Origin of the sequence: Caldimonas mangrovi (assembly GCF_023721835.1) — a bacterium.
Classification (GTDB): Bacteria; Pseudomonadota; Gammaproteobacteria; order Burkholderiales; family Burkholderiaceae_C; genus Caldimonas; species Caldimonas mangrovi.
The window spans coordinates 1-12,750 of the sequence record NZ_JAMKFE010000021.1 but is presented as its reverse complement, the minus strand read 5'-3'; the positions used below and the strand labels follow the sequence as shown (position 1 = coordinate 12,750).

Sequence of the window (12,750 nt, the reverse complement as noted above, 5' to 3'; positions counted from 1 at the left end):
GCGACAATCGACGCCCCATGCCCACGACGCCGCCTGCCATGGACGACCGCGCCTACATCAAGAGCCACATCCGCACCGTGCCCGATTGGCCCGAGCCGGGCGTGCAGTTCCGCGACATCACGCCGCTGCTGCAAAACCCCAAGGTGTTCCGCGTGCTGATCGACCAGTTCGTGCACCGCTACTTCGACGTGCGTCCCGACGTGATCGCCGGCCTCGACGCGCGCGGCTTCATCATCGGCTCGGTGCTGGCCTACGAGCTCAACGTCGGCTTCGTGCCGATCCGCAAGAAGGGCAAGCTGCCGTTCACGACGGTGGAGGAAACCTACGAGCTGGAATACGGCTCGGCCACCGTCGAGCTGCACACCGACGCGGTGAAGGCCGGCGACAAGGTGGTGCTGATCGACGACCTGATCGCCACCGGCGGCACCATGATGGCCGGCAAGCGGCTGCTGGAGCGGCTCGGCGCGCAGGTGATCGAAGGCACCGCGATCGTCGAACTGCCCGAACTGGGCGGGGCCGACAAGCTGCGGGCCGCCGGCCTGCCGCTGTTCACGCTGGTGTCCTTCGAGGGCCACTGAACCCGCCGGGCCGCCCGGCAGCCATGCAAAAGGCCACCCTCGGGTGGCCTTGTTGCTGGCGGCGGCGCAGCGCTCAAGTCACCGGCATCTGGCGCGCCAGGTTGGCCCGCATGCGCACCGTCATCACTGCACCGGCCGCGCGCAGCAGCTCCAGCGCGATGGCCGGCACCCGCTGCGACAGCTCGTCGAAGCGCGGCAGCCGCAGGGCCCACACGGCGCCCGTCGTCATTGCCTCGACGTTGGCGGTGCGCGCGCCGTCGGCGAACAGGCTGGGCTCGCCCACCACCGAGCCGGGGCGCAGGATGGCCACCTTGCTCGAGCCCGGCGGGCCCCCGGTCATGTAGACCTGCAAGGTGCCTTGCGCCAGGAAGTACAGCGCCCGGTCGTGATCGCCCTGGCGGATGATCACGTCGCCCATGCGCATTTCGTGGCGGGTGAGGTATTGGGCCACGGTGCGCCACTGCTGCGCGTCGAGCCGCGCTCGCAAGGCGTCTTCCGTGTTGAGCGACTGGATCGCTTGCACGACCTCGCTGAAATCCATGGTCGGGTCCTCTACTGCTGTCCCTGGGGTGACGACCCGCCGCGCCAGCGCGCTGCGGTCTTCGTGAGTGGCGGAATTATCTGCCTGCCACCGCAGGCCCACAATGGCGGTCCCCCGTAGATTGCACCACCCATCGGCGTTCCGCCCCCCTTCGTCCGCGGGGTCGACAGGCCTTACTTTCCGATACAGAAGCGGCTGAAGATCTCGCCAAGCAGGTCGTCGGCCGTGAACACACCGGTGATCTCGCCCAGCGCGTCGTGTGCCAGGCGCAGTTCCTCGGCGAACAGGTCCAGCGCCTGGTCGGCCGCCGCCGCATGGCCCTGCGCCAGCGCCAGGTGCTCGGCCGCGCGGCGCAACGCCTGCACGTGGCGCTCGCGCGCGATGAACACGCCCTCGGGCTGCGCATGCCAGCCGGCCAGTTGCAGCAGCAGTTGGCGCAGCGCGTCCAGGCCGGTGCCGGCCTTGGCCGAGAGGGCCACCGCACGGTTGCCCGGCTCGGCCGCCGGCGGCTGCACACCGGCGTCGAGCTTGTTGTAGACATGGACCACCCGCGCCTTCGGCGGCAGCCTGGCCGCGATCTCGCGTTCGCCGGCGTCGTAGCCCGGCTGACCCAGCCGCGTCAGGTCGTGCAGGAAGAGCACCGCGTCGGCGCCCTCGATCTCGGCCCAGGTGCGCGCAATGCCGATGCGCTCCACCTCGTCGGTCGCCTCGTCGCTGGAACGCAGCCCTGCCGTGTCGATCACGTGCAGCGGCACGCCTTCTATCTGTATCGTCTCGCTGACCTTGTCGCGCGTGGTGCCCGGGATGGGGGTGACGATCGCCAGCTCGGCACCGGCCAGCGCGTTCAGCAGCGAGCTCTTGCCCACGTTCGGCTGCCCTGCCAGCACCACCTTGATGCCTTCGCGCAGCAGCGCGCCCTGACGCGCGCGGTCCAGCACAGCGTCGAGCGACTGGCAAATGCCGCGCAGCTGCCCCGTCGCGTCGGCCTTCTGCAGGAAGTCGATCTCCTCTTCCGGAAAGTCCAGCGTCGCCTCGACCAGCATGCGCAGCCGGATCATGCGTTCACGCAACTCGTTCACCTGCTGCGAAAACGCACCCGTCAGCGAGCGGCTCGCCGACCGCGCCGCGGCCTCGGTGCTGGCCTCGATCAGATCGCTCACTGCCTCGGCTTGCGCCAGGTCGAGCTTGTCGTTCAGGAACGCCCGCTCGGTGAATTCGCCCGGCTCTGCCAGCCGCAACCGCGGCAAGTGCCCGCGCGCCACCTCCAGGCAACGCGCCAGCAGCAGCTGCAACACCACCGGCCCGCCGTGCGCCTGCAGCTCCAGCACGTCTTCGCCGGTATACGAGTGCGGCCCAGGGAAGTGGATCGCCAGCCCATGGTCGATCGGCTGCCCGTCCGCCCCTTTGAACGGCAGATAGCTCGCATGACGCGGCTTGAGCGCCGACCCGAGCAGCGCTTGCACGAAGGCCCCGATCCCCTGCCCCGACACCCGCACGATGCCCACCGCCCCGCGCCCGGGCGCCGTGGCAATCGCAACGATGGGATCCAGATGACGACTCAGCATGGCAAAGATTGTCGAGCAGAAAGAAAAATCGCCTTGAGGAAGGACTCCTCAAGGCGACCCATTGAACATCCGCCGTCAGCCAGCGTCTCGATCACGCCCCAACGATAGGCGCGCGGCTTGTGCCGGCCCAACGAACACCGCGGATCCGGCTTTGCCGGTCCGCTGGTGTTGCCCCTTGAGGGGCCGGCGCAGCCGGTAGGGGTGGTCTTACTTCGTGACCCCCAGCCGCTTGTTGATCATGTACTGCTGCGCGATCGACAGGATGTTGTTCGTCAGCCAGTACAGCACCAGGCCGGCCGGGAACAGGAAGAACATCACCGAGAACACCAGCGGCATGATCCACATCATCTTGGCCTGCATCGGATCCGGCGGGGTCGGGTTCAGCCAGGTCTGCAGCATCGTCGATGCGGTCATCAGCAACGGCAGGATGAAGTACGGGTCCTTCACCGACAGGTCGGTGATCCACAGCACCCATGGCGCGTTGCGCATTTCCACGCTCGACAGCAGCACCCAGTACAGCGCGATGAACACCGGGATCTGGATCAGGATCGGGAAGCAGCCGCCCAGCGGGTTGATCTTCTCTTCCTTGTAGATGCGCATCATCTCCTGCTGCATCTGCTGCGGCTTGTCCTTCAGGCGCTCACGCATCTCGGTGATGCGGGGGCTGATGGCCTTCATCTTGGCCATCGACGAATACGCCTTGGCGTTCAGCCAGTAGAAGGCGATCTTCAGCAGCACCACCAGCGCCACGATGGCCCAGCCCCAGTTGCCCAGCAGCGCGTGCAGCTTGTCGAGCAGCCAGAACAGCGGCTTGGACAAGATGGTGAACCAGCCATAGTCCTTCACCAGGTCGAGCCCGGGGGCCAGCGCCTCCAGCTTCTTCTCTTCCTGCGGGCCGGCGAACAGCGTGGTGTCGACCACCTGCGTCGCGCCCGGTGCCACGGCCGGCAGCGGCTGCACCATCGCCACCGAATACAGGTTGCTCGCCACCTTGGCGGTGCGGAACTCGCGCGGCATCGGCGCGGTGTTCAGCCAGGCCGTCGCAAAGTAGTGCTGCACCATCGCCACCCAGCCGTTGTCGGCCGGCGGCGCGGTTTCGGCCTTGCCCTTCTCGATGTCGCTGAAGTCGATCTTGTGGAACTTCTTGGCGTCGGTGTACACGGCCGGGCCGGTGAAGGTGTGATAGAAGCTCGACTCCCCCGGAGGCGCATTGCCGTCGCGCACCAGTTGCAGGTACAGCTGCGGCTCGCGCGGCTCGGTGCCGGCATTGACGATCTCGTGCTTCACGCCGATGGCGTAGTCGCCGCGCTTGAAGGTGTAGGTCTTGCGGTACTGCAGTCCGTTGACCGGGGCCGATTCCAGCGCCAGCTGCAACTGCGCTTCGCCGTCGTCCAGCGTGCGGTCGCCGGGCAGCGCGGTCATCGCCGTCAGGTGGTTCGGGAAGGCGCCACCGGTGTCGTTCTGGTTGATCAGGCCCGACTGCGCCAGGTAGACCCGCTGTGCCGACTGGTCCAGCAGCACCACCGGGTTGCCGCGGTCGTGCTGGTCTTCGTACTTCGACAGCTCCAGGCGCACCAGCGAGCCGCCCTGCGTGTCGATCACCGCCTTGTACAGGTCGGTCACCAGCGTGATCTTCTCGGAACTGCTGACGGCCGGCGCCTGGGTGGCGATGCCGCCGGTGGCCCCGGCCGTGCCGCCCGAGGCGGTGGCCGCCGGTGCCGGCAGGGCGGCGGCAGAGCCGCCCGGCTGCGGCGGCGCGGCCGACGAACTGGCGGCGGGCGGCGCCGGCGAGAACATCGACGGGCGGCCGGTGTGCTTGTTCCAGGCGTCCCACAGCAGGACGAGAGACATCGTGAACACCACCCAGAGGATGGTGCGGCGCATATCGGTCATGGAGACGACTCGCTGGTAGAGGGAGAGGGAACGGTGGCCGGCGTCACGGGTACGGCCGGCGACGGGCGCATGAAGCGTGTGAACAAGCGAGGCGGCTGCTCGGGCACGGCATCGAAGCCGCCTTCGCACCACGGGCCGCAGCGCACCAGGCGGCGCGCCATCAGGTAGCTGCCCGCGGCAGCGCCATGGCGCTCGATCGCCTCGAGCGAGTAGGCCGAACAGGTCGGGTGGAAGCGGCAGCCCGCGCCGAGCCAGGGGCTGAGCAGCAGCCGGTAGCCGCGGATCAGAACCAGCAACGCTCGTTTCACCATCGCCCGGCCTTCGTGTCGGTGTGGCGCGTCAGGACGACGCGGGCGGCCGCGGCGCGGAGGCTCGGCGCACACGCGCCAGGCCCTGGCCGAGCAGGCTGTCGAGTTCGCCGCGTGCGGCGCGCTTCAGGGTGTCGGACGCCGGACTGTGGAACTGCTCGCGGTCGAAGGTGACGCGCAGGCGCACCACCCACACCCCGGGCGGGATGGGTACCGGCTGGCGCTCGAAAGAGGCAAACACCTGGCGCTTCAACAGGTTGCGGGTGACCGAACGGCGCGCCCAGCGCTTGGGAATCACGGCACCCACCAGCGGCTGCAAGCCTGCGCGGGCCGGGCAATCCACAGCCTGGTTGTCACTCGGCACAAGCCCTGTTGACAACTCGGCCGCAGCCGACTTTGCAGCGGGGGCGGCAGCCGCCGCCGGCGGCACGAAATGCAACACGAAGTGTGTGCTGCGTGCCACCACGCCGGCCGGCCCGGCACCGAGCGCCCGTTCGAAATCGGCGCGCTGCTTCAGGTGCTGGACCGGGGTGCGGCCCGTGTCTGCTTCAGCAGGCACGGCAAGCGCAGCCGGCATCGGGCTCAGGCCCTTCGGGCCGCCAACCGATTACAGGCCCAGACGCTTGCGGCCCTTGGCGCGACGGGCGTTGATGACCTTGCGGCCACCGCGCGTCTTCATGCGGACCAGGAAGCCGTGCGTACGGGCGCGGCGAACCTTGGAAGGTTGGTAGGTGCGTTTCATGATCGAGTCCTCGTGTCGCCCTGCCCCCGCCCGTCGACCACAACGAACAACAAGGGGGACAGGAGCCTCAAACCAAAGCCCGCCAAAAGCCTAGGCTTCGTGCGGGCTTGATGCCTTCCCGAGCATCGGGCCGGGCCACAGGGGCCCATCGTGAGGGTGCAGCCTATGCCACCCCCGGATTCGGGAAACCCACGATTACAACAAAAACCCCTTTTGCGGTCAACGACTTGGGCCCGAAGCCGGTCTGCGGCGCAGGGATTAGGCCGCCAAGAAAGACTGTGGATAACTTGCCTTGCGCAGCCGGTTGAGGGGTAGAATCGCGCGGCTCCAGAAAAAGGTTTTCCACAAATACATGAGCTCCGACCTGTGGCAACGCTGCTGCGAGCGACTCGCGGCGGAGATGCCCGAACAGCAATTCAACACCTGGATCCGACCCCTGCCGCCCGGCACGGTCTCGACCGCAGAGGCCGGCCCGGTGGTGAGCGTGCGCGTGCCCAACCGGTTCAAGCTCGACTGGATCCGCAACCAGTACGCCCCCCGCATCGAAAGCCTGCTGGCCGACTTGGCCGGCCACCCGGTCAAGCTGGAACTGTCGCTGGCCCCGCGTGAAGCCGCGCCCGCCCCGGTGGCGCACAGCAGCGCCCGCGTGCTGGTCACCGCCGTGGCGGCCAGCGGCCCGGTGGCGGCCGTGCATGCCCTGAACGGCGCCGCAACGCACGCACCCCGGCCGGCCGCGGCCCCCGCACCGGCTCCGGCCGCCAGCAGCGCTTCGCGCAACCGCCTCAACCCCGGCCTGACCTTCGACACGCTGGTGCCCGGCCGCGCCAACCAGATGGCCCGCACCGCGGCGCTGCATGTGGCCGGTGCGCCGGGGCAGATGTACAACCCGCTGTTCATCTACGGCGGCGTGGGTCTGGGCAAGACGCACCTGATGAACGCCGTGGGCAATGCGCTGCTGGCCGACAAGCCCGACGCGCGCATTCTTTACCTGCACGCCGAGCAGTTCATCAGCGACGTCGTCAAGAACTACCAGCGCAAGACCTTCGACGAGCTGAAGGCCAAGTACCACCAGCTCGACCTGCTGCTGATCGACGACGTGCAGTTCTTCGCCGGCAAGGACCGCACGCAGGAGGAGTTCTTCAACGCCTTCGAGGCGCTGCTGGCCAAGCGTGCGCACATCATCATGACCAGCGACACCTACCCCAAGGGGTTGGTGGACATCGACGAGCGCCTGACCTCGCGCTTCGACTCCGGCCTGACGGTGGCGATCGAGCCGCCCGAGCTGGAAATGCGCGTGGCCATCCTGATCAAGAAGGCCGAGGCCGAAGGCACACAGATGCCCGAGGACGTGGCCTTCTTCGTGGCCAAGAACGTGCGCGCCAACGTGCGCGAGCTGGAAGGCGCGTTGCGCAAGATTTTGGCTTATTCACGGTTTTCCCACAAGGAAATCAACATCCAGCTGGCGCGTGATGCGCTGAAAGACCTGCTGTCGATCCAGAACCGGCAGATCTCGGTCGAGAACATCCAGAAGACCGTGGCCGACTTCTACAAGATCAAGGTCGCCGACATGTACTCGAAAAAGCGACCCGCCAGCATTGCGCGCCCGCGCCAGATCGCGATGTACCTGGCCAAGGAACTGACGCAGAAGAGCCTGCCCGAGATCGGCGAGCTGTTCGGCGGGCGCGACCACACCACGGTGCTGCACGCGGTGCGCAAGATCGGCGGCGAGCGCAGCAAGAACACTGAACTGAACCAGCAGCTGCACGTGCTGGAACAGACACTGAAGGGCTGAGACGGTGCCGAACCGGCCTATGCCTCAGAGGGAGTCGTGCGGTCAAGTGACAAACCTGGGGACAACTTTCGAACAAGCGAAGAGATGTCCACAGGCGCGAAGCCCGGAACGAAGTTGTTATCTGTTCATGCGAAGTAAACGGCGTGCGGCTGCACATGGTTGTCATCGCGCTAAGGCGTTGACGCCGCAAGACAAAATAGCGTTGTCCACAAAAAACCGGCCACCCTACTACGGCTACCACCTTTAAGAGGTTCAAATGATTGTGTTGAAAGCACCCCAGGAAAAAGTGCTGGGCGCCCTTCAAGCCGTCTCCGGCATCGTGGAACGCCGCCACACATTGCCCATCCTGGCGAACGTGTTGATCCGCAAGACCGGTGGCCAGGTCGAGTTCACCACCAGCGATCTCGAGATCCAGGTGCGCACGATGGCCGAGCTGGAAGGCGACGCGGGCAACTTCAACACGTCGGTCGGGGCACGCAAGCTCATCGACATCCTGCGTTCGCTGCCGGCCGACCAGGTGGTGTCGCTCACCGCCAACCAGAACAAGCTGACGCTGCAGGGCGGCAAGAGCCGCTTCACGCTGCAGACGCTGCCCGCTGAGGACTTCCCGCTGGTGCAGGAAGCCGCCGACTTCGGCCCCACCTTCAGCGTGCCCCAGAAGACGCTCAAGAGCCTGATCGGCCAGGTGCACTTCGCGATGGCTGTGCACGACATTCGCTACTACCTGAACGGCATCCTGTTCGTGGCCGAAGGCAAGCAGCTGACGCTGGTGGCCACCGACGGCCACCGCCTGGCGCTGGCCCAGGCCACGCTGGAAGTGGAAATGCCGCGCCAGGAAGTGATCCTGCCGCGCAAGACCGTGCTGGAGCTGCAGCGCCTGCTGAAAGACGAAGACACCCCCATCGAGATGCGCTTTGCCGGCAACCAGGCCAAGTTCAGCTTCAGCGGCATGGAGTTCGTCACCAAGCTGGTCGAGGGCAAGTTCCCCGACTACAACCGCGTGATCCCCAAGAACCACAAGAACAGCGTGACGCTGGGCCGTGCGCCGCTGCTGGCCAGCCTGCAGCGCGCCGCCATCCTGACGAGCGAGAAGTTCAAGGGCGTGCGCCTGAGCGTCGAGCCCGGCACCTTGCGCATTGCGTCCAGCAACGCCGAGCAGGAAGAGGCCAAGGAAGAACTCGAGATCGACTACGGTGGCGACACCATCGAGATCGGCTTCAACGTGACCTACCTGGTGGACGCGCTGGCCAACATGAGCCAGGACATGGTGAAGCTGGAGCTGCAAGACGCCAACAGCTCGGCGCTGATCACCATCCCCGAGCAGGCCGGCTTCAAGTACGTCGTGATGCCGATGAGAATTTGACGGCCGGCGTTTCTTCAGTCACCAGTGACTGAACCCCCCAGGCGGGCCGCGTGCCCGCTTAGGTGCTTTTGATGGGGCTGTGCAGCCACCCTGCGAGGCCCCGAGCGATTGAATAGAGACCCCTCATGACCGACGCAACGAACGAGCAACCGAAGCAACCCGGCACCCCCGCCGACACCGGCTACGGCGAAGGCAGCATCCAGATCCTGGAAGGCCTGGAAGCCGTGCGCAAGCGCCCCGGCATGTACATCGGCGACACGTCCGACGGCACCGGCCTGCACCACCTGGTGTTCGAGGTGGTCGACAACTCGATCGACGAGGCGCTGGCCGGGCACTGCGACGACATCGTCGTCACCATCCACACCGACAACTCCATCAGCGTCATCGACAACGGCCGCGGCATTCCCACCGGCGTGAAGATGGACGACAAGCACGAGCCCAAGCGCAGCGCCGCCGAGATCGCGCTGACCGAGCTGCACGCCGGCGGCAAGTTCAACCAGAACAGCTACAAGGTGTCGGGCGGCCTGCACGGCGTGGGCGTGAGCTGCGTGAACGCGCTGAGCAAGTGGCTGCGCCTGCAGGTGCGCCGCGAAGGCAAGGTGCACTTCATCGAATTCCGCAAGGGCGTGCCGCAAGACCGCGTGCTGGAGCAGCGCGACGGCTTCGAGATCAGCCCCATGAAGGTCATCGGCGAGACCGAAAAGCGTGGCACCGAAGTGCACTTCCTGCCCGACGACGAGATCTTCAACAACATCGACTTCCACTACGACGTGCTGGCCAAGCGCCTGCGCGAGCTGAGCTTCTTGAACAACGGCGTCAAGATCAAGCTGGTCGACGAGCGCAATGCCAAGGAAGACAACTTCGCCTTCGCCGGCGGCGTGAAGGGTTTTGTCGAGTTCATCAACCAGGGCAAGAAGATCCTGCACCCCAACGTCTTCCACGCCATGGGCGAGAAGATGAGCGAGCAGAGCACCAACATCGGCGTCGAAGTGGCGATGCAGTGGAACGACAGCTACAGCGAGAACGTGCTGTGCTTCACCAACAACATTCCCCAGCGTGACGGCGGCACCCACCTGACCGGCCTGCGCGCCGCGATGACCCGCGTCATCAACAAGTACATCGAAGACAACGAGCTGGCCAAGAAGGCCAAGGTGGAAGTGAGCGGCGACGACATGCGCGAAGGCCTGGCCTGCGTGGTGAGCGTGAAGGTGCCCGAGCCCAAGTTTTCAAGCCAGACCAAGGACAAGCTGGTGAGCAGCGAAGTGCGTGCCCCGGTGGAAGACATCGTGGGCCGCCTGCTGACTGATTGGCTGCTGGAGAACCCCAACGACGCCAAGATCATCTGCGGCAAGATCGTGGAGGCCGCCCGCGCCCGCGAAGCCGCCCGCAAGGCCCGCGAAATGACACGCCGCAAGGGCGTGCTCGACGGCCTGGGCCTGCCCGGCAAGCTGGCCGACTGCCAGGAAAAAGACCCGGCGCTGTGCGAGATCTACATCGTGGAGGGCGACTCGGCCGGCGGCAGCGCCAAGCAGGGCCGCGACCGCAAGTTCCAGGCGATTTTGCCGCTGCGCGGCAAGATCTTGAATGTGGAAAAGGCGCGCTACGAAAAGCTGCTGGCCAGCAACGAGATCTTGACGCTCATCACCGCCCTGGGCACCGGCATCGGCAAGACCGGCTCGGGCGGCGACGACTTCAACCCCGACAAGCTGCGCTACCACCGCATCATCATCATGACCGACGCCGACGTGGACGGCGCCCACATCCGCACGCTGCTGCTCACCTTCTTCTACCGCCAGATGCCCGAGCTGGTGGAGCGCGGCCACATCTACATTGCGCAGCCGCCGCTGTACAAGGTAAAGCAGGGCAAGAACGAGCAGTACCTGAAAGACGCCCACGAGCTGGACGCCTACATGCTGAAGGTGGCGCTGAACGACGCCCACCTGTACACCGGCATCAACGACACCACGCTGAAGGGCGAGGCCTTCGAACAACTGGCGCGCCAGTACGTGCTGGCCGAAAACGTGATCAGCCGCCTGGCCAACTGGATGGACGGCGAAGCCCTGCGCGTGCTGGCCAACGGCGTCGAGATCAACATGGACACCAAGGACCAGGCCGAAGCCAGCGCCGCTTCACTGAAAGCCGCGCTGCACGGCGCCGAGGTGGAAGCCGCCTACGACGAGCGCACCGACAAGCACGTGCTGCGCATCAGCCGCAAGCACCACGGCAACACCAAGAGCAGCATCATCAGCGCCGACTTTGTGCACGGCGCCGACTACGAAGTGCTGAGCACGGCAGGCAAAACCTTCAAGGGCCTGCTGGGCGCCGAAGCCGTGATCCGCCGCGGCGAAGGCGACAAGCAGAAAGAGCAGAAGGTGACCGACTTCCGCCAGGCCATGCAATGGCTGATGAGCCAGGCCGAAAACAGCGTGGGCCGCCAGCGCTACAAGGGCCTGGGCGAGATGAACCCCGCCCAGCTGTGGGAAACCACGATGGACCCCACCGTGCGGCGCCTGCTGCGCGTGCAGATCGAAGACGCGATCGAGGCGGACCGGGTGTTCACGATGCTGATGGGGGATGAGGTGGAGCCCAGGCGCGATTTCATCGAGAGCAATGCGTTGAGGGCGGCGAATATTGATGTGTGACGGTGTAGGTTCTCATTTGATTTGCAAACTTTCTCAGTATTTGCAAATTTCCGAGAACCATCTGGCATCGGCGTAGGGCGTCAAAGTAATTGCAACTGGCCTAAGGGCTCACACAGGCTCTTGAAAGGCAAGGCGTCGTTACGAATCTAAGGTCGCCGTAGAGCCCCAATAAAGTCGGCTGGTGTCACAGTCTTATGAGAAATGTGGAGGGACAGTAGATGAGGCTGTTGGTCATTGCAGGCAATGGTCTCTCTATGGCAATGCTCGGTCGGAAGCCTGTCGAGAGCGTTGATCTTTCTAACCTCTTCGCTATGGGCGGTGATGTCACCTGGCCGGCCAGTGGCAAGCCTGGATTTTTGAGCTACGAGCACTGCCCCAATCTTTGGGCACTTGGTGCGAGGCAGACCGTATCCGCAAAGACCGCATATGAGGTGATTGAGCAGACCATCACCGCTGTCAATGCTTGCTGCTTGGCAGATCCATCATCTCTAGATGACGGCATTTACATACGCGCTTACAAAGAGTTGGTCGCGTATTTGCGTTATTTGTTTGTCCACTATGACGCCACGCTGCAGGCCAGCGGTTTCTTTGACGCCGCGGAAGTATTTGAGCCTGTCGACTGGCTTCTCGAGGCTATTGATGCACCCGCGGTGACGGATATTGATGTTGTTAGTTTCAACTACGATGCCTTCCTAGAGAGAAGTTTGCAGAAGAAAGCTGTGCACTTCTCCATCCCATTACTCGCCGAGTCACCAGGAAGCAAGGTTCGAGTTCACAAGCCACACGGTTCCATCACTTTTTGTGGCAAGACGCCAATCGATAAGTCTGCTTTCTCGATCAACTACAGCGGTGGCAGTACGTTTACAGAGGGAGGCATCGATGAGCTGGAGGTGCGCTACGACAGCCTCGACAGTCACTTCCCTATGGTCGGCATCCTTCCTCCAGCTGGAGAATCGGAGCGATACAAGCACAGGTGGATCCGGCAGATTTGGGACAAGGCGATTGCTGCTGCACAAAAGCTCGGAGAGAACGACCTGGTAGTGCTTTATGGGCTCAGCTATTGGCATGTAGACCGCAAAGAGATTGACATGCTGTTGGGCGAGGTGTCGCGGCGGGCACGTGTGATCTCGGTCAATCCGTATCCGAACCCTCAATTTGAAGCGGTTTGTTGTAGCCTGTTTAGGTCGTACCACTCCTATAGCAACGCCAAGCAGTTGAAAAGGATGATCAAGTGACTATCAAGAAACTTGAGCGGAACGCGACAACCGTATCCATCGCAAGCTTTCACGAGCAGAACCAGCTCAAGAAGTTCAACTACGAGCCCCC

Annotated in this window: 11 protein-coding genes; 5 read left to right on the top strand and 6 right to left on the bottom strand. The window is 64.7% G+C overall.

Annotated features, from left to right (window positions below):
- Positions 1–38 precede the first annotated feature (38 nt).
- A complete protein-coding gene (locus M8A51_RS23945) occupies positions 39–578 on the top strand; it encodes an adenine phosphoribosyltransferase (protein ID WP_251781218.1) in 540 nt (179 codons plus the stop codon).
- A 73-nt stretch (positions 579–651) separates the two neighbouring features.
- Here the strand turns inward: M8A51_RS23945 and M8A51_RS23940 are convergent, their stop codons facing one another.
- The 6 genes from M8A51_RS23940 to rpmH form a co-directional block, all read right to left on the bottom strand.
- Positions 652–1,119, bottom strand: coding sequence for a cyclic nucleotide-binding domain-containing protein (locus tag M8A51_RS23940; RefSeq protein WP_251781125.1), 468 nt, complete (start codon positions 1,117–1,119; stop codon positions 652–654).
- 173 nt (positions 1,120–1,292) lie between these two features.
- Positions 1,293–2,684 (bottom strand): tRNA uridine-5-carboxymethylaminomethyl(34) synthesis GTPase MnmE, encoded by a 1,392-nt coding sequence (gene mnmE, locus M8A51_RS23935; RefSeq protein ID WP_251781124.1) that lies wholly within the window; start codon positions 2,682–2,684, stop codon positions 1,293–1,295.
- A gap of 207 nt (positions 2,685–2,891) precedes the next feature.
- Positions 2,892–4,577 (bottom strand): membrane protein insertase YidC, encoded by a 1,686-nt coding sequence (gene yidC, locus M8A51_RS23930; protein WP_251781122.1) that lies wholly within the window; start codon positions 4,575–4,577, stop codon positions 2,892–2,894.
- Positions 4,574–4,888: a membrane protein insertion efficiency factor YidD gene (gene yidD, locus M8A51_RS23925; RefSeq protein ID WP_251781120.1), complete on the bottom strand. Its 315-nt coding sequence runs from the start codon at positions 4,886–4,888 to the stop codon at positions 4,574–4,576. Before yidD ends, yidC begins: the two co-directional genes overlap by 4 nt.
- Positions 4,889–4,916: 28 nt before the next feature.
- Complete coding sequence (locus tag M8A51_RS23920; RefSeq protein WP_251781118.1) at positions 4,917–5,444, bottom strand: ribonuclease P protein component; 528 nt, start codon at positions 5,442–5,444, stop codon at positions 4,917–4,919.
- Between the two features lie 48 nt (positions 5,445–5,492).
- The gene (gene rpmH / locus M8A51_RS23915) at positions 5,493–5,627 is read right to left on the bottom strand and encodes a 50S ribosomal protein L34 (protein ID WP_251781116.1); all 135 of its coding nucleotides are present in this window, start codon (positions 5,625–5,627) and stop codon (positions 5,493–5,495) included.
- Positions 5,628–5,979: 352 nt separating this feature from the next.
- Between rpmH and dnaA the strand changes: the two genes are divergently transcribed.
- The 4 genes from dnaA (at position 5,980) to M8A51_RS23895 (ending at position 12,659) form a co-directional block, all read left to right on the top strand.
- Complete coding sequence (gene dnaA, locus M8A51_RS23910; RefSeq protein ID WP_251781115.1) at positions 5,980–7,419, top strand: chromosomal replication initiator protein DnaA; 1,440 nt, start codon at positions 5,980–5,982, stop codon at positions 7,417–7,419.
- 256 nt (positions 7,420–7,675) lie between these two features.
- Positions 7,676–8,782 (top strand): DNA polymerase III subunit beta, encoded by a 1,107-nt coding sequence (gene dnaN / locus M8A51_RS23905; RefSeq protein WP_251781113.1) that lies wholly within the window; start codon positions 7,676–7,678, stop codon positions 8,780–8,782.
- Between the two features lie 125 nt (positions 8,783–8,907).
- Positions 8,908–11,424: a DNA topoisomerase (ATP-hydrolyzing) subunit B gene (gene gyrB / locus M8A51_RS23900; protein WP_251781111.1), complete on the top strand. Its 2,517-nt coding sequence runs from the start codon at positions 8,908–8,910 to the stop codon at positions 11,422–11,424.
- 218 nt (positions 11,425–11,642) lie between these two features.
- The gene (locus M8A51_RS23895; RefSeq protein WP_251781109.1) at positions 11,643–12,659 is read left to right on the top strand and encodes a hypothetical protein; all 1,017 of its coding nucleotides are present in this window, start codon (positions 11,643–11,645) and stop codon (positions 12,657–12,659) included.
- Positions 12,660–12,750: the final 91 nt, after the last annotated feature.